Origin of the sequence: Algoriphagus sp. oki45 (assembly GCF_036245605.1) — a bacterium.
In the GTDB taxonomy this organism is placed as follows: Bacteria; Bacteroidota; Bacteroidia; order Cytophagales; family Cyclobacteriaceae; genus Algoriphagus.
Map to the genome: position 1 here is coordinate 1,797,221 of NZ_BTPC01000001.1, position 22,586 is coordinate 1,819,806.

The 22,586-nt window shown below is 44.7% G+C and carries 22 protein-coding genes; 17 read left to right on the forward strand and 5 right to left on the reverse strand.

What is annotated here, in order from left to right:
* The first annotated feature begins 12 nt into the window (after positions 1 to 12).
* From AAA942_RS07830 to AAA942_RS07855, 6 genes are read left to right on the forward strand one after another with little or no spacing between them, the layout of a single operon-like run.
* Positions 13 to 360 (forward strand): PadR family transcriptional regulator, encoded by a 348-nt coding sequence (locus AAA942_RS07830; RefSeq protein ID WP_338219680.1) that lies wholly within the window; start codon positions 13 to 15, stop codon positions 358 to 360.
* An 11-nt stretch (positions 361 to 371) separates the two neighbouring features.
* On the forward strand, positions 372 to 605 hold the full coding sequence (locus AAA942_RS07835) for a DUF433 domain-containing protein (RefSeq protein ID WP_338219681.1): 234 nt from the start codon (positions 372 to 374) through the stop codon (positions 603 to 605).
* A complete protein-coding gene (locus tag AAA942_RS07840) occupies positions 602 to 949 on the forward strand; it encodes a DUF5615 family PIN-like protein (protein ID WP_338219682.1) in 348 nt (115 codons plus the stop codon). Before AAA942_RS07835 ends, AAA942_RS07840 begins: the two co-directional genes overlap by 4 nt.
* Positions 949 to 1,635 carry a hypothetical protein gene (locus AAA942_RS07845; protein WP_338219683.1) on the forward strand — a complete coding sequence of 229 codons (687 nt, stop codon included), beginning with the start codon at positions 949 to 951 and terminating at the stop codon, positions 1,633 to 1,635. The genes AAA942_RS07840 and AAA942_RS07845 overlap by 1 nt, the downstream gene beginning before the upstream one ends.
* Positions 1,632 to 2,258 carry a hypothetical protein gene (locus AAA942_RS07850; RefSeq protein ID WP_338219684.1) on the forward strand — a complete coding sequence of 209 codons (627 nt, stop codon included), beginning with the start codon at positions 1,632 to 1,634 and terminating at the stop codon, positions 2,256 to 2,258. Before AAA942_RS07845 ends, AAA942_RS07850 begins: the two co-directional genes overlap by 4 nt.
* Positions 2,255 to 2,953, forward strand: coding sequence for a hypothetical protein (locus AAA942_RS07855; protein WP_338219685.1), 699 nt, complete (start codon positions 2,255 to 2,257; stop codon positions 2,951 to 2,953). Before AAA942_RS07850 ends, AAA942_RS07855 begins: the two co-directional genes overlap by 4 nt.
* On the opposite strand, the gene AAA942_RS07860 is transcribed toward AAA942_RS07855, so the two are convergent.
* The 5 genes from AAA942_RS07860 to AAA942_RS07880 all read right to left on the reverse strand — a co-directional run bounded on the left by AAA942_RS07860 (position 2,941) and on the right by AAA942_RS07880 (position 9,057).
* The gene (locus AAA942_RS07860; protein ID WP_338219686.1) at positions 2,941 to 3,813 is read right to left on the reverse strand and encodes a bile acid:sodium symporter family protein; all 873 of its coding nucleotides are present in this window, start codon (positions 3,811 to 3,813) and stop codon (positions 2,941 to 2,943) included. The two genes, AAA942_RS07855 and AAA942_RS07860, sit on opposite strands and share 13 nt — an antisense overlap.
* 144 nt (positions 3,814 to 3,957) lie before the next feature.
* Positions 3,958 to 5,091 (reverse strand): DUF819 family protein, encoded by a 1,134-nt coding sequence (locus AAA942_RS07865; protein ID WP_338219687.1) that lies wholly within the window; start codon positions 5,089 to 5,091, stop codon positions 3,958 to 3,960.
* A gap of 44 nt (positions 5,092 to 5,135) precedes the next feature.
* Positions 5,136 to 6,224: a DegT/DnrJ/EryC1/StrS family aminotransferase gene (locus AAA942_RS07870; protein WP_338219688.1), complete on the reverse strand. Its 1,089-nt coding sequence runs from the start codon at positions 6,222 to 6,224 to the stop codon at positions 5,136 to 5,138.
* On the reverse strand, positions 6,205 to 7,494 hold the full coding sequence (locus AAA942_RS07875; protein ID WP_338219689.1) for a glycosyltransferase family 4 protein: 1,290 nt from the start codon (positions 7,492 to 7,494) through the stop codon (positions 6,205 to 6,207). The genes AAA942_RS07870 and AAA942_RS07875 overlap by 20 nt, the downstream gene beginning before the upstream one ends.
* A gap of 108 nt (positions 7,495 to 7,602) precedes the next feature.
* Positions 7,603 to 9,057 (reverse strand): NADP-dependent isocitrate dehydrogenase, encoded by a 1,455-nt coding sequence (locus tag AAA942_RS07880; protein WP_338219690.1) that lies wholly within the window; start codon positions 9,055 to 9,057, stop codon positions 7,603 to 7,605.
* A 211-nt stretch (positions 9,058 to 9,268) separates the two neighbouring features.
* Here AAA942_RS07880 and AAA942_RS07885 point away from each other — a divergent pair, with 211 nt between their 5' ends.
* The 11 genes from AAA942_RS07885 to ruvA all read left to right on the forward strand — a co-directional run bounded on the left by AAA942_RS07885 (position 9,269) and on the right by ruvA (position 22,577).
* Positions 9,269 to 10,054 (forward strand): enoyl-CoA hydratase/isomerase family protein, encoded by a 786-nt coding sequence (locus tag AAA942_RS07885; protein WP_338219691.1) that lies wholly within the window; start codon positions 9,269 to 9,271, stop codon positions 10,052 to 10,054.
* 15 nt (positions 10,055 to 10,069) lie between these two features.
* On the forward strand, positions 10,070 to 11,575 hold the full coding sequence (locus tag AAA942_RS07890; protein ID WP_338219692.1) for a lipopolysaccharide biosynthesis protein: 1,506 nt from the start codon (positions 10,070 to 10,072) through the stop codon (positions 11,573 to 11,575).
* A 67-nt stretch (positions 11,576 to 11,642) separates the two neighbouring features.
* Positions 11,643 to 13,391, forward strand: a complete 1,749-nt coding sequence (locus AAA942_RS07895) for a tetratricopeptide repeat protein (RefSeq protein WP_338219693.1) — start codon at positions 11,643 to 11,645, stop codon at positions 13,389 to 13,391.
* On the forward strand, positions 13,384 to 14,121 hold the full coding sequence (locus AAA942_RS07900; protein WP_338219694.1) for a DUF4292 domain-containing protein: 738 nt from the start codon (positions 13,384 to 13,386) through the stop codon (positions 14,119 to 14,121). The genes AAA942_RS07895 and AAA942_RS07900 overlap by 8 nt, the downstream gene beginning before the upstream one ends.
* A 5-nt stretch (positions 14,122 to 14,126) precedes the next feature.
* Complete coding sequence (locus AAA942_RS07905; protein ID WP_338219695.1) at positions 14,127 to 15,368, forward strand: murein hydrolase activator EnvC family protein; 1,242 nt, start codon at positions 14,127 to 14,129, stop codon at positions 15,366 to 15,368.
* Positions 15,369 to 15,480: 112 nt separating this feature from the next.
* Entirely contained in the window at positions 15,481 to 15,678 is a 198-nt protein-coding gene (gene tatA, locus AAA942_RS07910) for a twin-arginine translocase TatA/TatE family subunit (RefSeq protein WP_338219696.1), read from the forward strand.
* Positions 15,679 to 15,697: 19 nt separating this feature from the next.
* The gene (gatA, locus tag AAA942_RS07915) at positions 15,698 to 17,125 is read left to right on the forward strand and encodes an Asp-tRNA(Asn)/Glu-tRNA(Gln) amidotransferase subunit GatA (RefSeq protein WP_338219697.1); all 1,428 of its coding nucleotides are present in this window, start codon (positions 15,698 to 15,700) and stop codon (positions 17,123 to 17,125) included.
* 10 nt (positions 17,126 to 17,135) lie between these two features.
* A complete protein-coding gene (locus AAA942_RS07920) occupies positions 17,136 to 18,512 on the forward strand; it encodes a LysM peptidoglycan-binding domain-containing protein (RefSeq protein WP_445083324.1) in 1,377 nt (458 codons plus the stop codon).
* A gap of 82 nt (positions 18,513 to 18,594) precedes the next feature.
* Positions 18,595 to 19,689 (forward strand): DUF4837 family protein, encoded by a 1,095-nt coding sequence (locus AAA942_RS07925; RefSeq protein WP_338219699.1) that lies wholly within the window; start codon positions 18,595 to 18,597, stop codon positions 19,687 to 19,689.
* Positions 19,690 to 19,710: 21 nt separating this feature from the next.
* Positions 19,711 to 21,984, forward strand: coding sequence for an NADP-dependent malic enzyme (locus AAA942_RS07930; RefSeq protein ID WP_338219700.1), 2,274 nt, complete (start codon positions 19,711 to 19,713; stop codon positions 21,982 to 21,984).
* The gene (gene ruvA / locus AAA942_RS07935) at positions 21,981 to 22,577 is read left to right on the forward strand and encodes a Holliday junction branch migration protein RuvA (protein WP_338219701.1); all 597 of its coding nucleotides are present in this window, start codon (positions 21,981 to 21,983) and stop codon (positions 22,575 to 22,577) included. The genes AAA942_RS07930 and ruvA overlap by 4 nt, the downstream gene beginning before the upstream one ends.
* The last annotated feature ends 9 nt before the right edge of the window (positions 22,578 to 22,586 follow it).

A 22,586-nucleotide genomic window follows, 5' to 3' on the forward strand; every position in this document is an offset into this window, starting at 1 on the left:
AAACTTAACATCATGTCAAGCAACGCGCTGGTCAAAGGTAGCCTTCAAACCATTATCCTCAAGCTGCTGGAGGAAAATGAAAAGATGTATGGCTACGAAATCACACAAAAAGTAAAGGAACTAACAGCCGGGGAGATCAAAATCACCGAAGGTGCCCTCTACCCTGCCTTGCACAAGCTCGAAGCCGAGGGACTCCTCACCACCGAAATCCAGCAAGTGGACAATCGGGTGCGGAAATACTACAGCCTGACCAAGGACGGGAAAAAAGAAGTGAGCTCCAAGCTCGCCGAGCTTCAGGCTTTTGTCGAAAATATGCAGCGGATTATCAATCCGGGATTGAAGCCGGAATTTTCACTCTAAAATTTAAAAACATGAAAAATTTACTGGAAAGGATAACCCTAAACCCAGAGGTAGTCCACGGAAAGCCTGCCATAAGAGGAACCAGAATATTGGTAAGTTCCATTTTGGAATACTTGGCAGGAGGAGATAGCGTTGAGGATATTTTGGAAGAATTCAAAGAATTGACCAAAGAGGATATTTTGGCATGTTTAGCTTATGCTTCAAAGGCTATCAATCATCAGGAGTTTAAGATTTCTGCGGCATGAGGTTTCTTTTGGATGCAAATATCCCCCCCTCATTAGCAGAAGAACTTGGAGGACATGAGGTCTTCACTTCCCAATCTCTACCCGAAGGAAATGCATCCAAGGATTCCGAAATCATAAAGTTTACCCTAGATCATGATGCAATTTTGGTCTCAAAAGACTTCGATTTCTACCATTCTTTTCTCCAAGGCAGAAAGCCCAGAAAACTGATTCTGGTCAAGTTGGGAAATATGAAAATCAGAGAATTGAGATCCTATTTCAGAAAAAATCTGCCAAAAATTATTGAGCTGTTTGTAACAACATCGATGATCATTCTTACACCTGAGGAAATTTTAACATTTGACTGATGAGAAAGCTTTCCGAACAAGAACTCAAACTTGTCCAATTGGCCATATCCGAAAAGGGGATAAACTCTGCCGAACTTTTGATGGAAGTATATGATCACTTTTTAAGCCATTTGGAAAGCTTCCCCGAAGAGCAATTTGAAGTTCAATTGAATTCGCTGAACTTAAAATGGTCCAGGGGGTATTGTGCAAAGCTTCAAGACAACCTCAAGAAAAATTTGAATAAAACGGTAAGGAAAATCCAGTGGAATCTGATCAACAGTTATTTTTCTTGGCCAAAGTTTTTCATCACCCTATTACTAATCGGCGGAATCACTCTATTGATCAATCTTCTCACCAGTAAATTACAATTGGCTATCCTTTTCTCAGTACCTCTGATTTACCTAACAGGGTTTCTGGCTATGGTTTTGTTTAGGACTCATCAAAAGCTAAAGCCCATTAAATCCACATTCAAGGATTCTGGTCTCAAAATTAACTCGCTTTACAGTTCGTATTTTATCACGTACCTGACTTTGCCTTTTCATTTTTACAATATCTGCCTCAATGTTCCTAGAGTACTCAAATTGGATCAATTAGTCTCTGATGAATTGGTGAATTATCTATCCATTGGCTTTTGCTTTTTCATTTATATTCATGCTATTACAGTCTATGAAGCCTGGAAAATCAAATCCAAAACTGCTTTGATATGAGAACACTTTCATCTAGTCAATTGGATAGAATCCGGAGAAAAATCAGCTCGAGCCAAGTCTACTACACCGATATCCGGGCCGAGCTGACTGACCATATCGCATGCAAAATCGAAACGGAAATCAAGGATGAAGAAGAATTTGAAAACTTATTTCAAAAATCCTTGGCGGAGATCAATCCCGGTAAGTTTCAGCGAAATCTTTTGATTCAGGCGCACTTCAGTTCCTTGAAAGAGTTTTTGGGCAATTTGGGCAACCTGAGAATTATGGTCAAAACCGTCGGGATGACTTTAATTATCGGCTCCTTTATCAATGTATTTTCAACTTACACCCCTGAAACTGCCGAGAAAGCACTCAAAACTGCCTTCTTGATTGCCTGTTATGGAGGATTCATTTTAGGACTCTGGAAAAACAAATACCTCAGCAATTCCCGGGTATTGACTTCGGCAAATGTCTTATTCCTGATCGCCTCCCTTTCCCAGTTCTTTCTCCGACTGGAGTGGCTGGCATGGACAGGGGCTTCCCATCAACAGCTACTTTTTTTTATGACTGCCTGCTTTTCCTTTATCCTTTGTTCAGGCTATGCCAACTTATTCCGCCAATTCCACAAAATCCAGTGGAAATGAAGCTTACCCCTGATCAAATCAATAAACTCAAAAAACTCATTTCCTTCAAAGGCTATGAGGAAATCGACGTGCAATACGAAATACTCGATCATGTGGCCTGTCGGATCGAAGTGCTGATGGACGAAAATCCCAAGTTGACTTTGGAGGATGCTTTCCAAAAAACCCACGCCGAATTCGGGATTTTTGGCTTTGCCGACTTGGCAGATTCCTATCGGGAAAGCATCCGAAAGAAGTTTTGGAGCCGATATTGGGCGAATTTGAGAAGCTTAGTGACTTCCTATCGGGTCTTCTATCTTTTCCTCTTGGGATGGACTTTTCACTGGATCAGCCAAAACTATATGTTCTTTGGAGAGCGTCTCACCGCACCGGGTTGGGCGGTGATTGGGCTGATGATCTCAGTGGTCCTTTTCTTGATTTACTTTCATCGTGTAGGGAAGAATTTCAAAAACTACGCGACTTTCAAGCATGGGCTGAGTTTCTTTGGTGGGTTTAATTTGATCATCCATATTTCTATTCAGGGAATGCGGTTTTTGATGGGCCCCGAGATCCCCATGGAATTGAGCTTTCAAGGAATTATGGCTTGGATTACTATAGCTGCTTTGCTTATAGCTTGGGTTTCGCTTTTTCTTTTACCAAAAATCATCCAGGAAGCCTCCATGGAAACCCAGCGACTAAAAGCGATCTACGAAGCCTGAATTTTCCTCTTCCTATTTCCCCAAAAAATCACCAGAGCCGCCGTACCAAACATAATCAGGCTGTAAATCGCAGAAGGGATGGTCATGATCGAATTGACAATCAAGGTGGCTGCGATGGTGATTCCCAAAGTACCATTCTGAATTCCTGACTCTACAGCGATGGTGAGACATTGTCGGAAATTCAACCCCGCCATCTTCGCAATTCCATATCCCAAAGCTAAAGTAGCTATGTTCAAAGCTAAAGAAGCTGGTCCGGCTTCGATAAAAAACTGAACCAGATTGTCCTTTTCCTTCAAAATAGCTGCGATGATGATAATCACAAAAAACACGGCAGAAATCTTCCGAAAGGGAGCATCCCAACGCCTTGCCAGTTCAGGAGCTTTTTTCAACACCAACATTCCAATCGCCACAGGAATAATGGTGATCGCTAAAACCGCCACCACCGTCCCCAAAATCTCCAGCTTTAACTCTTCTCCCCCCGGGATAAAGTAGCCAATTGAAAAATTGACGATAAATGGAATGGTCACAACGGTAATCAAGGAAGAAAAGGCAGTCAAGGTGATCGAGAGTGCAGAATCCCCTTTGGCCAAATGAGTAATCAGATTAGACGTAGCACCGCCGGGACAGGCCGCCAAAATCATCAATCCTACTGCCAACTCCGGGGACAGATCAAATGCCCGCGCAAGCAAAAAAGCAACTGCCGGCAACAAAATAATCTGATTGAATAATCCCAGAGAAACTGCCTTAGGGTAAATCAAAATCCGCTTAAAATCAGCCGGAGTAAGGCTTAACCCCATGCCAAACATGATCACTGCCAAGGATAAGGGCAAAAACAATTCTGTAAGCAAGCTGGATTCCATGGTATTTTGGGTTTTTGGTTATTGGTAATTGAGTTATTGGCTATCAGGAATTTTCAACATCATCAATTCCATGAAAATTGAAAATTGCTCATTGGAAATTGATAATTCTTGTGCCTTATGTCTTGATACTAGATACTGGATACTTCAAAGCATCCCCGCCACCGCAAAACCAACATACGTTCCGAGCGCATTTCCCAAACTCCCCACCAGCACCCCGGGAATCAATAAATCGGGCCGATTCAGACTCTCTGCAGCAGCCAAAGCTGTAGTATTTCCTCCCACATTGGCCTGAGAAGCTACTGCCAGCACATCCCAATCTATCTTCAGCAAGGCTCCTATCCCAAACAAAACCACCCCATGGATCAATACCAAAAGCCCAACAAATAGCATCAGCGTTCCCGCCAATTCTCCCGTTTCTGCTAAAGCTCCAAAATCACAGAGGGTACCAATCACTGCAAGGAAAATCAGAATAAAGAAGAAGCCCAGGGTTTGCTTTCCATAAAGCTGTTGCACAGATGGAAATTGAGCCAGAATCAAGGCCAAGGTGGTGAGGAAGATGATTTCCGGAACTTGGGGAAACCATCCCACCAATACTTTGCTGATCGCCATGCCCAGCAATCCCAAAGCCAAAATCGAAGCCAAAGAAGAAATGGAAACGTATTCGATGGACTGGATTTTCTCTCCGCTTTGGGCAGAAGCGAGTTTCTTTCTTGGGAAAAGCTTTTGCAAATACTTGGGCAAAATCAAGGTGGCAATAATCCAGGGCGTTCCGATCAGATTATCCACCACGGTGGTGGCTGCAAACAGATTCCCTGCTTCATTAACCTTGTAATGTAGCGCTACCGCATTGAAATTGATCGATCCGCCGATATAGGTTCCTGTAAACATACCCGCTACTGCCGGAGCAAGTTCCCCGATTTTCACCTCTGGATTGACCAAAAACCAGGAAGCAAGAACTCCGACCACAGTCGCTGCCGAACCTAATAAAAACATGCCCAAAAGTGGTAATCCGGCATTTTTCAAACTTTTCAAATCCACTTCCAACAAGGCGATAAAAATCCCAAGGGGTGCCAAATAGATGAAAACCCCATCATACACCGGACTTCCTTCCATGGCACTCGGAATCACACCCAAGTTGGAGAGTAAGGCACAGATCAAGATGACCCAAATCGGGGTTCCGACGGTTTTTCCCCAAGAAAATCGGGTTAGCCATTGGGCAAAAAAAACAGCTATGCAGAGTGTACCTGCAATAAAGATTGGCTCTTGGGTGAAGGACATGAGGGAAAATAGAAAAAATATCAGAAAGGATTTGGCAAAATATCCTAAGCACCAAAAAAACTATGGACCGTATCGATAATAAAGCTCACTTCCTCCTTTTTTAAATAGGGATTCAATGGCAAGGAAAGCCCTTGGCTAGCTAGATTTCTTGCATTTCGAAAATCTCCTTTTATCTGATAAGGCTTCATATCCGGCAAAATCATCGGATAGTGAATAGCTGTCCCAATTCCTTTCTCCGCCAGATAGAACTTCAGCTTATCCCTTCTTTCGGTTTGGATCACAAAAAGGTGAGCATTATGATCCTCCGCTAAAATCCCATCCGGTAAAGTCAGTTCGGGAATTCCACTAAACGCTTCCAGATATCGCTTAGCTATCGCTTTTCTCTTTTCCTGATTTTTTTCAAAATCTTCCAACATGACATTCAGAAAAGCGGCCTGCAGCGTATCGATTCGGCTGTTTTTTCCTACCAACTCGTGCCGATCTCGGATAGGCTGCCCGTGATTGAGCAGGAGTCTGATTTTTGTTGCCAAATACCCATCTTGAGTCAGGCACATACCAGCTTCACCCAGAGCGCTAAGATTTTTGGTCGGATAAAAACTCAGGCAGCCTACATCTCCCCAGGTTCCGGCTGATTTTTCGTTTTGAAAAGCCCCAAAAGCTTGAGCCGCATCTTCAATCACAAAAAGTTGACGGGATTTGGCTTTTTCCATCAATGGCTTCATGTCCACCATTTTTCCATATAGGTGAACCGGAAGGATAGCTTTGGTTTTTGGAGTGATAGCATTTGGCCAGTCTACTGAAATCAAACCTTGCTCATCCGTATCCACAAAAACTGGTTTTGCCCCTACCAGAATCACCGATTCGGCGGTAGACACCCAAGTCATCGCAGGTACAATGACCTCATCTCCTGGGCCGATTCCCAAAGCCCGAAGAGCCAATTCCAAAGCATCGGTCCCATTGGCGCAGGGAATGGAATGCCTGGAATTTAAAAAGCTCGAAACTGATTCTTCCAAGATCTGAACTTCCTTCCCTCCTGAAAAAATCCCAGCCTCCATCACCTCTGAAAATCGCGATTTTAACCGTGACTTTAAGGTTTCATCCATTCGGCCTAGATCAAGAAACGGTATTTTCATCCAAAATTTGAGCTAAATCAAAGGTGAGGGATCTTCGGGAAAAACGATCCAGATCGGCGCCATCTTTATTTGCTTTTCCAGAATCCATCAGCTCCCTCAAAGCCACCTGAATACCCACAAAATCATCATGCCGAACAACTTTCCCGGCTTTTCCTTCCTGAATAATCTGAGCCGAATCCCCATTTGGGTCTCCCAAAGCCAATATGGGAACACGGGTTGCCAAGTATTCAAATAGCTTCCCGGGGATATTTCCCTGGGCATTTTTAGTATCCGTGAGGATCAGGACTAGAGCATCTGCTTGCGCATAAAAACCAAAAACTTCCGCATGGGTGACATAACCTGGAAAACTGACCCGATCTACCAACCAAGCATCCTGGGCTACAAACTCCCGAACTTGCTCTGACACCTTCCCCACAAAAGTCAGGCTGACGGCTTCTCCGGTTTCAGCAAACTCTTCCTTGAATGCTTTGAGCAGGGGAGTCGGATTCCGGATCGAGTCTATCACCCCTGAATAAACCAAATGAAGATTTCCAGCTTGTTTTTCTTTTGGAGAAAAGCCATCCGGAATGTCCGAAGGGTCAAATCCATTAGTCAGCAGGTGAACTTTCCTTTTGGCCAATTTTTCCAAATCCATTTGAAAAGTGGTAGAAATGGTCAATACCGCATCCGCTTCCTTCAAAACAGTTTCCTCCAAGAGTTGATGCTTTTTCCTTACTCTCGATGTCATCGGCAGCGTGTCCAAAAACTCCCAATGCGACCAAGGATCCCGAAAATCAGCAATCCAAGGCAGGCCTGTCTTTCGCTTGAGGTCTCTCCCGATCAGATGCATGCTGTGAGGGGGACCGGTGGTAATGATGGCCTGAAACTGCCCACTCTGAGCTAAATCAGTCAAAAACTTCACCGAAGGCTTCACCCAAAACACCCTAGGGTCGGGCACCAACAAATTGGCCCTTGCCCAAATGGCGATTTTTTCCAAAACCCCTCTCTCCTTCTGCTCCAGAAGTCTTCCGGGATGGGTTTTGGACTTTCTTTTCACTTTGGAAAAAAGCTGATAAGGCTCCCAAATGGGAAACTTGATTACCTCAAGGTGATAGGGAATTTCCTTTTCTAGACTATGATCCTGCAAGTCAAAATCGGGGTTTTCCGGGGTGAAAATCACAGGCTCCCATCCGGCCTCGGGAAGATACTTGGCAAACTTCAACCAACGCTGCACTCCCGAGCCACCGCTTGGCGGCCAGTAATACGTGATGATGAGAACGCGTCGGGACATGGATGATTTGAAATTTGAGATTTGAAATTAGAAAATCCTTGCAAAAGAAAGGGCTGCCTTATTTAGAAAAGCAGCCCAACATCAAATTTCAAATCTCAAATTTATAATTTACTCCCCTTGCGCCAGGGAATAACCTCTCACTCCGTCAAAGGTGTACAGGTGCTCAGTCTTGATAAAATCAAAGCCCATATCCTTGATCTGCCGGAGCAAATCCAGTACATCCCAATGCGAGATTGGAGATCCATCAGCAGTTTTGAATCGGCATCTCCAGTGGTCGGTACAGAAGGTTTCCTTTAGTCCTTCGGGGAAAACCTTCACCCCACGGTTGGTAATCAAATGGAGTTGTAGCCCGTTGGCATTGGCTTGTCGGAGTCTATCTCCGATTACATTCGGGTCTCTTCCTTCCTCATCCCAATCGATAAAGACATCGACACCGGTGAGTTCTTTTTTGGCTTTGGTTTTTGGGGTCAACTTAATATTCATCGGCTCGGTATCCTCCTTAGAGAAGGTCACAGGAGACATTTTTGCCGGCTCTTGTCCTAGTCTATCGATGATCGCCTGAGCAAATTCCTGAGTTCCCACTTTCTTGGAAGACAATCCTTCCTGATAGATATCTCCAGTGTGGATACCGTCTTCCAAAGTCTTCATCCAAGCATTGGCTACTTTCTCAGCAATATCCGGCTGTCCGATGTGAACAAGCATCATGATGGCACCATTGAGTAGGCCGGATGGGTTTGCCATGTCTTTACCAGCAATGTCCGGTGCGGAACCGTGGATGGCTTCAAACATCGCCACTTCTTCTCCCACGTTGGCCGAGCCTCCAAGTCCTACGGAACCTGTCACCTGAGCCGCCACGTCGGAAATTATGTCTCCATATAGGTTAAGGGTCACAATCACGTCAAAAATCTCCGGTCTTTCCGCGATAAGAGCTGTTCCGATATCGATGATTTTATGATCGGTCTGGATTTCCGGATATTCCTTGGCCACCTCGTCAAACTTCTTGTGGAAGTGTCCGTCGGCCAATTTCATAATATTGTCCTTGGTCATGCAAGTCACCTTCTTTCGGCCGTATTTCTTGGCATATTCAAAAGCATACCGGATGATTTTTTCCGATCCAGGCTCGGAGATCAGTTTCAAAGTCTGATAGACCTCCTGAGTTTGTCTGTGCTCGATCCCTGCGTAGAGGTCTTCCTCGTTTTCCCGGATGATAACCAGGTCAGTTTTCGGGAAGTGAGTTTTTACAAATGGAGAATAAGCCTTGCAAGGTCTCACGTTTGCATACAGACCAAAAGATTTACGGGTAGTCACATTCAGGGACTTGAATCCCCCACCCTGAGGGGTTGTGATAGGAGATTTGAGGAAGACCTTAGTCTCTCTAAGTGACTCGATAGCCCTAGGCTCCATCCCGGAACTGATCCCTTTCAAGTAGACTTTTTCACCTATTTCAATGACATCGTATTCCAGCTGCGCACCGGCCGCTTCTAGGATCGCCAGGGTGGCTTTCATGATTTCAGGGCCGATTCCATCACCATAGGCAACCGTAATTTTTCTTTTGGAGGACATAGAAGTTGTTGTTTAGTTTTGGATTAACTGCCGCAAAAGTAAGGAAAAATGCATGAAGCAGGCCTTCCGATTCCATGAATATCCTTTATCCAATGCATAAAACTCCAAAAGCTTTCCAGTTATCGCCTAGTTGTTTTTGGATAAATATTTCCCTTCGATTTGGCATTGAATCCCCTGACTGTATATTTGTTTTCCAACATCCCCTATTTCAATGGCAGATTTTGTAAACATCCTGACCGAAGAAAAAAACGGAGTCCTCTACCTCACCATCAATAGAGAAGACAAACTCAACGCACTCAACTACGCTACCCTCGAGGAAATCAAGAGCATCTTTGAAGAAGTAGCTGATAATAAATCCATCAAAGCAGTAATCATCACCGGTGCTGGTGAAAAAGCTTTTGTGGCGGGTGCGGATATCCGTGAAATCGCCGACCTAAACGAAGTCAACGCCCGGAAGTTTGCCGAAAATGGTCAGGAAATCTTTGCCATGATTGAAAACTGCCACAAACCAGTTGTGGCCGTAACCAACGGTTTCGCTCTGGGAGGTGGTTGCGAATTGGCCATGGCCTGCCACATACGTGTAGCCTCTGCCAACGCAAAATTTGGACAGCCTGAAGTCAATCTGGGAATCATTCCCGGATACGGAGGCACTCAGAGACTGACACACCTGATAGGAAGGGGAAAAGCAAACGAACTCATGATGACTGGAGACATGGTGGATGCCAATGAAGCCCTTCGACTAGGTCTAGTCAACCATGTCCTGCCCACTAAAGCAGAAGCCATGGCCAAAGCAGAAGATATTGTCGGAAAAATCATGAGCAAGGCCCCTTTGGCTATTGGCATTATAGTGGATTGTGTCAATGCTGCATTCCTCCCCGAAGAAAACGGCTACCAAACCGAAGCCAACAGCTTTGCAAGATGTGTCAAATCAGGCGACTACAAAGAAGGCACCTCTGCTTTTTTGGAAAAAAGAAAGCCCGTTTTCAAAGGGGAGTAAGCTCCTAGCTTCCCCATGAGCAATTTAAAACAACTTGCCGGACAGACCGCAGTCTACGGCCTGAGCAGCATTCTCGGCCGATCCATTAATTTTTTGCTGATCATCGTCTACACAGGTTATCTCAGCAAAGCCGACTTGGGTGCTTTCACTGGGATCTATGCACTGATTGGTTTTTTGAATATTGTCTTTACTTACGGTATGGAGACCTCTTTTTTTAGGTTTTCTACCGGCAAAAATCTTGATCCGCAGCAGGTTTATGCCAACACCCAATCCCTGCTCGTGACCAGTTCGGTGCTGATGGGCTCAGGTTTGTTTCTATTGGCACCGTGGATTGCGGAGATTATGGACTATCCCGGACAGTCCTATTTATTCAGATGGACTGCCTTGATTTTGACTTTTGATGCAGTTTTGGCTATTCCTTTTGCAAAACTGAGGTTAGAGAACAAGGCTTTGGTTTTTGCTGGTAGCAAACTCCTGAATATTCTGCTCAATGTCCTACTCAATCTACTTTTGATCATTTGGATGCCCAACTGGATCCAAAACGGCCTGTTACCGGGTGGATTTCTTGGCTATAGGATGGATTGGGGAGTAGAGTATATTTTCTTAGCCAACTTGATAGCCAATGGACTGATCATTCCTTTCGTTTGGTGGCAAGCAGGATTTTTTCGTTTTTCCATGGACAAAAAAATTCTCTTCCCGATGTGGAAGTATTCCCTGCCCCTTTTATTTATGGGGCTTGCAGGAGTGACAAACGAACTGGTTTCCAGACTTTTATTTGAATACACCATTCCAGACAAGTTTTACTCAGGGTTAAATCCCCGGGAAGCAGGGGGCGTATTTGGTGCCACATTCAGACTGGCTATTTTGATGAATCTGGTGATTCAAGCTTTCAAATATGCCGCTGAACCTTTCTTTTTCAGACAATCCTCAGACAAAAACTCCCCCCAGCTCTACGCCCGGGTGATGCATGCGTTTATTCTGTTTTGTACGCTTTTGATGATTGCCATTTCGGTCAATCTGAACTGGATCGGGCCCCTTTTCATCAAGGGCGAAGGATATGCTGAAGCGTTTGTTATCGTCCCCATGCTGCTATTTGGTTATTTGCTTTTGGGTGTCTATTTCAATCTTTCGATTTGGTTTAAGCTGACTGACCACACCCAGTACAGCTTTTGGATTACTGCCTTGGGTGCGGTGGTGAGTATTGTGGTGATTTTGGTGGCCGTTCCCAAGCTCGGCTACTTGGGTGGCGCGATGAGCACCCTGGCTTGCTACACAGTGATGACCATAATCTGTTATTACTTTGGTCAAAAATATTTCCCCATTCCTTACCAAACTGCAAAAGGGATTCTCTATTTGCTGACGGCGTTTGGCTTGAGTTACTTGGGTTTATCCCTTCCTTTTGAAAATTTTTGGTTGGGGTTCCTTGCTAAAAACAGTCTCATACTGCTCTTTTTGGGATTGGTCCTCTACTTGGAAAAAAGCGAACTTTCCAAGCTGACCAATTCGTTTAAAAGAAGTTGAACTGCATCTGTCAGTTAGTCCAAAAACTTCCATTCTATTTCATAAAAGGCATTATGTTTGTGCTGAGATGCTGCATTACAGACCGCACGTGAGAATTACCCCCAGTATACTTCTTGGTTTTTTCTTTTTTCTTGGCATTTCCGTGGGATTTGCTCAAGAGAAAATTTCCAAAAAAGAAGCCAAACGACTCGAAAACCAAACCAAAGGAAGCCGCTACTTCATTGAAGGAGAAAAAGCCCTCGTTTTGGGAGATTTGGAGCGCTCTTTTTTCTACTTGCAAAAAGCATTGGAATTTTCTCCCGACGAACCAGCCATTCATTACAAGATTGCAGAAGTATTGGTCAGGTCCGAGCAGGCTGAAAAAGCACTACCCTATGCCAATCGGGCGGTGGAGACAGATCCAGAAAACAAGTATTATGCCCTCCTTGTGGCGGAGATTTACACCCAACTCAAGCAGCCGCTCAAAGCCGCTGAAATCCTGGATAGACTCACCTCCGATTCCGAAAAAAATCAGCAATACAATCTCGATCTCGCTTCGATTTACTTACAAGCAGGTGAATTTGACAAGGCTTTGGTGGTATTGGATCGAGCAGAGGAATACTACGGAGTCCGGGAGCCTTTCACTATGCAAAAGCAAAGGATCTATCTGAGAAAAAATGACCTTGCCCAGGCTTTGGCAGAGGGAGAAAAACTCATCGATGCCTACCCGGGAAATCCTACCTACGTCCTCAATCAGGTAGAAATCTTGTACAACAACGGACGATTGGATCAAGCGCTCACCTTGGTCGAGGAAGAAATGGAGAAATTCCCCAATCAACCCGAACTTAGAATGGCTGCCTACACGCTACTCAAGGAAAAAGGGCAGCAAGGAAAGGCTCAGGTGTACCTGATTTCTGCTTTTGCCAATCCTGACTTGGATCCTGAGGTCAAAGCCAAGACTTTTGTCTCCATTCTTTCCGAAATGCAGACCAGCCAAAGAGATTCTCTGCTAGATCAGATGGAGAGCCTGATGCTAGACCTCCACCCGCAGGAAGCCATGGTATTGGAAGCAGCAGGTGAACGAAAGAAAAGGCAGGGAAACATGGAAGAGGCTGTGGAATTGTATAAAAGATCCCTCCAATCCAATCCAAAAAATGCCAGCCTCCTAGAGCAGGTCATTCTGAATTCGTTTGGGGAAAATGCTGATTTCGCCAAGCTGGAAACCTTCACGGTCATGGCTACGGATGAATTCCCTGAAGCAGCGGAGTTTTGGTTTTATGATGGGGTAGTGAAGTCTGCCAGAAAGAAAGACTCTTTGGCCGTCAACTCACTCAACAAAGCAATCGGACTCAATCAAGGGAGGAATTCTCAACTGGACCAAGTGGCTTTCGGATCTTTGGGCAATAGTCTTTTTAATTTAGGAAAAAAAGATTCGGCATTCCACTACTTCGATCGAGCGCTCCTACTCAACCCCAATGACGAACAAGTATTGAACAACCTTGCCTATTTCCTTTCCCTCGAAAAAAAGGACCTGGAAAAAGCCGTCGTTATGTCCGGGAAAGTGGTCGAAAGATTTCCGGACAATTCCACTTACCTCGATACACATGCCTGGGTTTTATTTCAGATGGGAAATTATCAGGAGGCGTTGACGTTTATGGAAAAGGCAATTGCAAACGAATCCGACCCAAGCGGAGTACTGTTGGAGCATTACGGAGATATTTTGTTTCATCTTGGCAAAGTTTCTGAGGCTTTAAGCTGGTGGAAGAAAGCCTCGGAAAGTGACGAAGCTTCTGAACTCATTTCAAAAAAAATTAGCGACAGGAAATATTATGAATAGATTTTTTGCATTCTCCCTTTTGATTTTCTTGGTGCTGTCTGCCGGTTGCGCTAAGAAAGTAGTCCTTTATGAAGGAGATCAGGGCATGACTGACTTCACTCCCCGTAATGCAGACTATGACTACCTAAATGCCAAAGCCAAAATTGTCATCGAGGAAGAGTCTGGAAAAATCACACGAGGGACTCTTAGCCTAAGGGCAAAGAAAGACAGTGTCCTCTGGTTTACCATGTCTCCGGGCATGGGCATGGAAGCCATCCGAGGATTTTTCACTCAAGAGAAAATACAGATTCGGGATCGGATAGGACGTGACGATGTCAACCTGACCTATCAGGAGTTTGAGCGATTGTATGGACTCAAACTCTCGCTGGAAATATTCCAAAATGTACTTTGGGCAAATATTCCCCATCCGGTAGACTATCAGGATCGATTGGTCAGAATTGGAAAAAAGTTTGAACTGACTCAGGTAAGAGATGGGGTACGGTATTTTACCAAAGTGGAAACTTCTACAGCAAAGGTGGCCGAACTCACCTCCAATTCCTTGGATGACCGAGGTTCTTTCCTGGCTAGCTTCCCCAAGTTTATGGATGTCAATTCTCAACCCTTCCCTGCTGAAGCTCTTTTCAAACTCATGTACCAACTGCCGGAAGGAAGTCAAAATACGATCATCCATGTGGAATGGACCAGCATAGAGCCTACATCCGCTCCATTAAGTTTTCCATTTAGGTTTTGATTGATATGACGTCTTTTTTCCGGTTTTTTTTAGTCATGCTGTTGGTTTTTGGCCTGGGTAAAGACGCATTTCCTCAGACCAAAAAATCAAGAGAAGATCTCGAACGGGAAAAAGCCGAAGTGCAGGCACGACTCCGGGAGTTTGATGCAATCCTCAAGCAAACCACCGCCACCAAAAGGACCTCTATTGGCGAACTGAATGCGATCACCCAACAATTCCAGACCCAAAGCCGGTTGGTCACTACTTTGGACAGGGAAGTTCGTCTGATCAATCAGGAAATCCAGGAAACCGAGCGAAAAATCGAGATGCAGGAAAAGCAGCTCAAAGAATTGAAGGCAGAGTATGCCCGAATGATTTACAACTCTTCCAAGCTCAATCGAGGACTTTCCATTGTGGCTTTTGTGTTCAGTTCGGCCAATTTCAATCAGCTCTACATGCGCTTAAAATACCTCAAACAATACAGTGACAGCCGAAAACAGCAAGCAGAGCAGATAGTCAAGCTTACCGAGCAGCTGGCCGAACAGCGGGTCCTACTCGATGAAAGAAAAGCCGAAAAAGAGGTAGTCTTGGCCGAGGAAAAAAACGAGCGAGAAAAACTCGAAAACCTGAGAAAAAACCAACAATCGGTGGTCAATACCCTTTCCCGAAAAGAACGAGATATCCAGAAACAAATTACAGCAACCAAGAAACAGCAGGAACAACTCAACCGAATGATCAAAGCGGCTATTGAGGAAGAAATCCGATTGGCTGAGGCTGCTGCTAGAAAAGAAAACAGCACCACGACCAAAAAAGCGGGAACTTCCATGCCTATGACTCCTGAGGCAGCAGCGCTTTCCAGCTCGTTCGCTGGTAACCGGGGAAAACTCCCTTGGCCCGTGGAGACAGGCTTTATTACCCAACGCTATGGAACTTACCCTCACCCAACCTTGAAAGGAATCACCCTGGATAGTGACGGAATTGATATTCGTACCCAACCCAACTCCAACGTAAGAGCTGTATTTGACGGGGTGGTCACAAAAATTACCACCATTCCGGGCTATGGGAATACCCTGATCATCAAGCATGGAGAGTATTTTACCATGTACAGCCGTCTGAAAACCATCACCGTAAAATCAGGACAGGAAGTCAAAGCCAAAGACATCATCGGACAGGTTGCAACCAATGCTGAAGGTCAGGCAGAAGTTCACTTCCAGACTTGGAAAGGTCTACAAATCATGGACCCTGCAACATGGATTACGTCCAGATAGGTTAAAAAATCGTAGCTTCATAAAAAAGATGCACCTCTATAGCCGGGAACTTTGGCTATGCGGGGGACAGTTGTATCTTTGTTATCTTATATATCCTTAAACACACACCATCATGCTTACATTAGGTTTCATTCAAAACATGGGCGGAGGTTCTTTGATTCTCATCATCCTCGTTATCCTTCTGCTCTTTGGTGCTAAAAGGATCCCTGAATTGGCCCGAGGATTGGGTCGTGGCATCAGAGAATTCAAAGATGCTACCAAAGAAATTCAGAACGATCTTGAAGATGGGCTGAAAGACAAAAAGAAATAATTTCTAAAGCCAATTCACATTGGAAAAATTCGATTCCTTCGACGATATCAAAAAATCGCTCGAAAAGAAAGAGGCTGATTGCAAGTCAATTGTATCGTATTATTTAAAAAACATTCAGACGAAGGCGCATCTCAACGCCTTCGTCGAAGTTTATGCCCAATCCGCTCTCCAGCAAGCCGAGCAAATTGACGAAAAACTCGCCAAAGGCAAAGCCGGAAAACTCGCAGGTATGGTCATCGGAATCAAAGATGTCCTTAATTTTTCGGGCCATGAGTCCAACGCCTCCTCGAATATCCTAAGGGGTTACGTCTCCCAATACACCACCACCGCTGTACAGCGACTGATCAATGAAGATGCTATCATTATCGGACGACTCAATTGTGATGAATTCGGTATGGGTAGCTCCAATGAGAATTCAGCTCACGGAAAAGTCCTCAATGCCTTGGATGAAAGTCGGGTACCTGGAGGTTCATCCGGAGGTTCGGCTGTAGCCGTGCAGGCCAATCTCTGTACGGTTTCTTTGGGAACGGATACCGGAGGTTCAGTGAGACAGCCCGCGGCATTTACAGGGGTCATTGGTATGAAGCCCACTTATTCGAGAGTTTCACGTTGGGGATTGATTGCCTATGCTTCATCCTTTGATACGATTGGAGTTTTCTCCAAAACAGTAAAAGACAATGCTTTGGTGATGGAAGTGATGGCTGGGCATGATGAATTTGACAGCACTTCCTCCCGGAAACCAGTTCATCATTACAGTGAATTACTTCACTTTGAAAAAAAAGTAAAAGTTGCCTATTTCACTGAAACTCTAGAATCTTCTGCACTGCAACCTGAAATCAAATCTCAAACCGAGGCGATTTTGGAAAAACTGAAAGCTGAAGGACATGAAGTAGAGGAGGTTCATTTCCCCCTTTTGAAATACACGCTTCCGACTTACTATATTTTGACCACAGCGGAAGCAAGCTCCAATCTTTCCAGATTTGACGGAGTAAAATACGGCTATCGGTCTCCCAATGCCCATAACCTGGAGTCCATGTACAAGCTGACCCGAAGTGAAGGATTTGGAGAGGAAGTGAAGCGGAGAATCATGCTGGGAACATTCGTACTCTCGGCAAGTTATTATGATGCCTATTTCACTAAAGCTCAACGGGTAAGAAGAATAATCAAAGACTTCACCGAGAATCTTTTGGATGATTTTGATTATCTTATCATGCCGACTACGCCAACTACAGCGTTTAAGTTTGGAGAGCACAGTGGAGACCCGGTCGCCATGTACTTGGAAGACCTATTCACTGTTCAGGCCTCGGTATCAGGAGTACCGGCAATTTCCCTTCCTAACGGAAAAGACCAAAATGGCATGCCGATTGGTCTGCAAGTAATTGCCAATTCCTTCAAGGAAGCCGAATTGTACGCTTTTAGTAACTATTTGACAGAATTAACAACCTAAAGTAAACCTTATGAAAATGACTTGGCATAGAACCATCCTCAGCTCACTGGCAGTATGTTTGATTCCCATGACCGAAGTCTTTTCTCAGGAAGAACCCCTGGAGGCGGCTTCCGCTCTCAACGAAGAGATTCTCCCCAACTATCACTACGAATATATTCCGGATTTCACCTATGAAGAAGTAGAGCAAAGGATCAAATCCATGAAAACGGAAATGCCTTTTGAGCTCAATGATCGGATTTTTTCCTTCATCCAATACTTCACCGTCAGAAATAGAGAGTACACCAAAATGGTTTTGGCAAGAAAGGATAAGTTTTTCCCCCTCTTCGAGTCAACCATGAAGAAGCACGAGATGCCAGTGGAAATCCAATACCTCTCCATCATCGAATCGGGACTGGATCCTCAGATTCGATCCAGAGTGGGTGCAATGGGACTTTGGCAGTTTATGCCGGCTACAGGAAGGATGTATGGCATGTATGTCAACTCCGATGTGGATGACCGCATGGACCCTGAAATGAGCACTGATGCAGCGGCTAAATATTTGAAGTCACTTTATCGAATGTTTGGAAATTGGGAAGTTGCTTTGGCAGCTTACAATTGTGGCCCGGGAAATGTCCGAAAAGCTATCCGCCGTTCTGGAGGAAAAACCACCTTCTGGGGAATATACAATTACCTCCCGAGAGAGACCCGTGGGTATGTCCCACAGTTTCAGGCAATGCTTTACATTCTCAACCACTTAGAAGAACATAATTTCAATCTGGAAGAACCTACCTATCCGATCGAATACGAGAAGATCAGATTCGAAAGAGCATTCCGAATGGAAAAACTGGCTGAACTCACTGACATCTGCCTGAAAGATCTGGAAGAACTCAACCCCAGCATCAAAAACCGAAACATACCTGAGTCCAATAGATCCATGGCTATCCGAATCCCAAAAAACAAATCCCTGTTTTTGAAGCAGAATCTGGCTTGGATCGGAGATTCACTGGGCAATGCGCCTACAATGCTTCTTGCTTCCCAGATGGTGCCAGTGGAAGAAGCCGCTACTTCAGTAAATAGAGAGGCAATTACCTATCGGGTAAGGTCAGGTGATGTTTTGGGAAAAATCGCCTCCAATCATGGGGTCACGGTGACCCAACTTAAAGATTGGAACAATCTCAATTCCAATCTGATCCGTGTAGGACAAACCCTGAGAATTTATTCTGGCAATTCCTCTTCAAGCACTTTAGCTGACAATTCTTCTTCCGGCACCAAAACATACACCGTACGTCCGGGAGATTCGCTTTGGATTATTTCCAAGAAGCACTCACTGAGCGTGGAGCAAATCAAAAGACTAAACAACCTCAATTCCAACAACATCAAACCCGGGCAAAAGCTGATTATTGGTTAATTATTGTTACTGATTTTCAAACAGATTCACTAATTCCTATTTTCAGAGATATTTAATTGATCAGGGTTCTAAATATTCCGATATGAAACGATTTACCTATATCCTTCTAATTTTTTCAGCCTTCACTCTATTCTCTTGCGGAGAGGGTAAGGAAGGCTTTGGCGGGGGAAAACCTAAAGCCAAAGGCTCCATCGGTGAGATTGTATTGGCTATAGATTCCGCTAAATGGGCAGGGCCTGTCGGAGAGGAGTTGAGAGGTATTTTTGAATCAGACCTGCCGGGGATGCTTCGATCTGAACCCATGTTTAAAGTGCATCGGGTAGATCCTAGAGGGATGACTCGGATGCTGAAGATGTTTACCAATTTGGTCTATGTGACCACCTTCGATGACAAAAGCGGGGGAAGCCAAGTAATCAACGCTCAATTTTCCAAGGAATCCAAAGAAAAAGCTGCAGCTGACCCAGGTCTGTATTCCTTGAGAATGGAGGATGAATATGCCATCGGTCAGGAAGTATTGTATTTATTTGGCAACAATGAAGAGGAACTGATTGCCAACCTTCGAAAAAATAAGGACCGTCTACAGAATCTTTTCGAAGTAAGGGAAAGAGGTAGATTGGAAAAGGCTTTGCTGGCAAGAAAAAACTCAGCAGCTCAGCATGAAGCCAGAAACAACTTGGGAATTCAGATTCAGCCTCCCGTCTCTTACCAAATTGCCAAAAGTGAACCGGGTTTTCTCTGGCTGAGACAGCCTTCGCCAACAGAAAAAAGACCGGACATTAGCCTGTTTTTTTACGAGACCAATTATACCTCCGAGGAGCAGACTTTTCCAGAAAACATCGTGGCACTCAGAGACTCCATTACCAAAACAAGGATTTTTGGAGACCCTGAAAATCCCAATTCTTACTTGGTGACGGAAAAACAAATTCCTCCGGCATTCAGAAACCTAGTGATAAATGATAATTTTACCGTCGAAATCAGGGGGACCTGGAAAACCAACAACATCAGTATGGGCGGTACTTATCTCGGCTATCTCATGGTAGATGAGGCCAAAGGTAAGCTGTATTACATGGAGGGATTTGTCTATTATCCCAACGAAATCCACAGGGATGCATTGAGAGAAATCCAAACCATCCTCCTAAATACGGATGTAAGCTGGATGGAAAACCAGGGAGCCTAAACCCAGTCTAACCCACCATTTATGTCCATCAAAATCCGAAAGCAGGATGCCTTGAATTATCATAGCCAAGGCTCCCCCGGAAAGATTGAAGTAATCCCCACCAAACCCGTATCCAGTCAGCTCGATTTGGCTTTGGCCTATTCCCCAGGAGTGGCTGAGCCCTGTAAGGAAATCGCCGAAGACGAGGAGAAAATCTACAAATACACGGCCAAGGGAAACTTGGTTGCAGTAATTTCAAACGGCACAGCAGTCCTGGGTCTTGGAAACATCGGCCCTTCGGCATCCAAGCCTGTCATGGAGGGAAAAGGGGTTCTTTTTAAGAAGTTTGCAGGCATTGATGTTTTTGATCTAGAAATCAACGAAACAGACCCCAAAAAACTCATTCAGATCATCCGTTCTCTCGAGCCCACTTTTGGCGGTATCAACTTAGAGGATATCAAGGCACCTGAGTGCTTTGAAATCGAGCAGACCCTAAAGCAGGAAATGAATATTCCTGTGATGCATGACGATCAACATGGTACTGCCATTATCTCCGGAGCTGCATTGGTCAATGCTTTGGAACTGGTCGGTAAAAAAATTGAGGATATCCGCTTGGTAGTCAGTGGGGCAGGTGCAGCAGCCATTTCCTGCCTGAGATTTTACATCAGTTTGGGAATCCAAAAAGATAATGTCATTGTCTGCGATAAGGACGGGGTAATTCGGACCGACCGCGAAGGATTACTGGACATTCATAGAGAATTTGCTACTGATAAGAATATCTACACTATCGCAGAGGCTCTTCCTGGTGCGGATGTTTTCTTGGGCCTTTCTGCCGGAAATATCATTTCTCCTGAAATGATCAAAACCATGGCGCCCAACCCTATTGTTTTTGCCTTAGCCAACCCCGATCCGGAAATTGACTATGATACAGCTATTGCAGCAAGAGAAGATGTGATCATGGCTACAGGTCGTTCAGATCATCCCAATCAAGTGAATAATGTACTGGGTTTCCCATACATTTTCAGAGGTGCTCTTGACGTAAGAGCTACCGTCATTAATGAGGAAATGAAGCTGGCAGCAGCCCAGGCGATTGCCAAGCTGGCCAAAGAACCTGTACCTGAGACGGTAAATAAAGCTTACGGAGATAACAGTCTTTCCTTTGGAAAGCTTTACCTAATCCCCAAGCCTGTAGATCCTCGATTGATTACCACTATCGCTCCTGCTGTGGCCAAAGCTGCCATAGATTCAGGAGTGGCTAAAAAAATCATCACAGATTGGGAAGGATACGAGCTGGAGCTACAAAAACGAATCGGTATCGATCAGCGCCTGATGCAGGTGGTCATTGGCCGTGCCAAAAAAGATCCCAAGCGGGTGGTATTCGGTGAAGCCGACAATCTTAAGATTCTGAAGGCAGCTCAACTGATTCGTGACGAAAAAATCGCCGTGCCTATTCTTTTGGGAAATAGGGAAAAAATCCTGTCTCTGATAGATGACAATTCTTTGGACTTGGCGACAGCCACGATAATTGACCCTATCACAGAAACTGAAAAGCTTCAGGAATTTGGGGATTTTCTCTACGAAAAAAGAAAGCGGAAGGGCATGACCCTACACGATGCGCACCGTCTGGTGCGGGAGAGAAACTATTTTGGAGCGATGATGGTGGAAAAAGGAGATGCGGATGCATTCATCTCAGGTCTCACTAGAGATTATCCTAAGACCATCCTTCCTTCCCTTCATGCAATCGGGGTGAAGCCAGGCGTAAACCGGGTAGCCGGGATGTACATCATGAATACGCCAAAGGGTCCTTATTTCTTTTCAGACGCCACAGTCAATGTCAACCCAACAGCAGAGGAATTGGTGGACATTATAGGTCTCACAGCCAATGCGGTGAAGTTTTTCAATATGGTACCAAGAATAGCTTTGCTTTCCTATTCCAACTTTGGATCTGCCCAAGGCGAAACGGCAACCAAAATGGCGAAAGCTACGGCACTGGCGAAAGTAAAATATCCAGACTTGATTATCGAAGGAGAAATGCAGGCTAATGTGGCGCTTAATCAGGACATTCAGCGGGAGATTTATCCTTTCTCGGTATTGGCTAATCAGCCGGTAAACACGCTGATTTTCCCTGATCTTTCTTCATCGAATATTGCCTACAAACTTCTTGCAGAACTGGGCAATGCAGAAGCTATCGGTCCTATTCTCTTGGGAATGAATAAGCCCGTACACATTCTACAGCTAGGAAGTTCCATTCGTGAAATCGTCAATATGGTGGCCATTGCCGTAGTGGATGCCCAATCGTCCGGAAACATCCTATGATTGCCTATTTGAGTGGTCGCCTAGTATTCAAAGATCCAACTTATGTCATTTTGGACGTGGGAGGAGTAGGATATCAGGTAAAAATTTCCCTTCAGACCTACAGTCGAATCAAAGATGAGGAGCAGCTCAAGCTCCTCACTTTCCTGCACATCAAAGAGGATGCACATACCCTTTATGGATTTAAGGAAGAGCGCGAGAAAAGTCTTTTTCTACTTCTATTATCAATCAATGGCGTCGGTCCAAACACCGCATTGATGATTTTATCGTCCCTGAGTTCTGAAGAAATCGAAGTGGCAATAGCTTCGAATGACGTTGGTACAATTCAGGCAGTCAAAGGAATCGGGGCAAAGACTGCGCAGAGAATCATTCTAGAGCTCAAAGACAAGGTGGGTAAATCCTCCGGTTCCGAATCCACAGCACCGCTTGGCTTCCTTCATTCTGGCAATAAAGTCCGAGAGGAGGCGTTACAAGCATTGATTACTTTGGGCTTCCCCAAGGCAGTCGCAGAGAAAAATATCACACAGGTGCTGAAAAAAACAAACGGAGAAATTTCCTTAGAAGATTTAATTAAAGCATCTTTAAAGACACCTTAATTTGAATCT

Excerpts from the sequence above, each read along its gene's own strand:
- AAA942_RS07830 (WP_338219680.1), top strand. The coding sequence starts at position 13 with ATGTCAAGCAACGCGCTGGTCAAAGGTAGCCTTCAAACCATTATCCTC.
- AAA942_RS07835 (WP_338219681.1), top strand. The coding sequence starts at position 372 with ATGAAAAATTTACTGGAAAGGATAACCCTAAACCCAGAGGTAGTCCAC.
- AAA942_RS07840 (WP_338219682.1), top strand. The coding sequence starts at position 602 with ATGAGGTTTCTTTTGGATGCAAATATCCCCCCCTCATTAGCAGAAGAA.
- AAA942_RS07845 (WP_338219683.1), top strand. The coding sequence starts at position 949 with ATGAGAAAGCTTTCCGAACAAGAACTCAAACTTGTCCAATTGGCCATA.
- AAA942_RS07850 (WP_338219684.1), top strand. The coding sequence starts at position 1,632 with ATGAGAACACTTTCATCTAGTCAATTGGATAGAATCCGGAGAAAAATC.
- AAA942_RS07855 (WP_338219685.1), top strand. The coding sequence starts at position 2,255 with ATGAAGCTTACCCCTGATCAAATCAATAAACTCAAAAAACTCATTTCC.
- AAA942_RS07860 (WP_338219686.1), bottom strand. The coding sequence starts at position 3,813 with ATGGAATCCAGCTTGCTTACAGAATTGTTTTTGCCCTTATCCTTGGCA.
- AAA942_RS07865 (WP_338219687.1), bottom strand. The coding sequence starts at position 5,091 with ATGTCCTTCACCCAAGAGCCAATCTTTATTGCAGGTACACTCTGCATA.
- AAA942_RS07870 (WP_338219688.1), bottom strand. The coding sequence starts at position 6,224 with ATGAAAATACCGTTTCTTGATCTAGGCCGAATGGATGAAACCTTAAAG.
- AAA942_RS07875 (WP_338219689.1), bottom strand. The coding sequence starts at position 7,494 with ATGTCCCGACGCGTTCTCATCATCACGTATTACTGGCCGCCAAGCGGT.
- AAA942_RS07880 (WP_338219690.1), bottom strand. The coding sequence starts at position 9,057 with ATGTCCTCCAAAAGAAAAATTACGGTTGCCTATGGTGATGGAATCGGC.
- AAA942_RS07885 (WP_338219691.1), top strand. The coding sequence starts at position 9,269 with ATGGCAGATTTTGTAAACATCCTGACCGAAGAAAAAAACGGAGTCCTC.
- AAA942_RS07890 (WP_338219692.1), top strand. The coding sequence starts at position 10,070 with ATGAGCAATTTAAAACAACTTGCCGGACAGACCGCAGTCTACGGCCTG.
- AAA942_RS07895 (WP_338219693.1), top strand. The coding sequence starts at position 11,643 with ATGCTGCATTACAGACCGCACGTGAGAATTACCCCCAGTATACTTCTT.
- AAA942_RS07900 (WP_338219694.1), top strand. The coding sequence starts at position 13,384 with ATGAATAGATTTTTTGCATTCTCCCTTTTGATTTTCTTGGTGCTGTCT.
- AAA942_RS07905 (WP_338219695.1), top strand. The coding sequence starts at position 14,127 with ATGACGTCTTTTTTCCGGTTTTTTTTAGTCATGCTGTTGGTTTTTGGC.
- tatA (WP_338219696.1), top strand. The coding sequence starts at position 15,481 with ATGCTTACATTAGGTTTCATTCAAAACATGGGCGGAGGTTCTTTGATT.
- AAA942_RS07920 (WP_445083324.1), top strand. The coding sequence starts at position 17,136 with ATGAAAATGACTTGGCATAGAACCATCCTCAGCTCACTGGCAGTATGT.
- AAA942_RS07925 (WP_338219699.1), top strand. The coding sequence starts at position 18,595 with ATGAAACGATTTACCTATATCCTTCTAATTTTTTCAGCCTTCACTCTA.
- AAA942_RS07930 (WP_338219700.1), top strand. The coding sequence starts at position 19,711 with ATGTCCATCAAAATCCGAAAGCAGGATGCCTTGAATTATCATAGCCAA.
- ruvA (WP_338219701.1), top strand. The coding sequence starts at position 21,981 with ATGATTGCCTATTTGAGTGGTCGCCTAGTATTCAAAGATCCAACTTAT.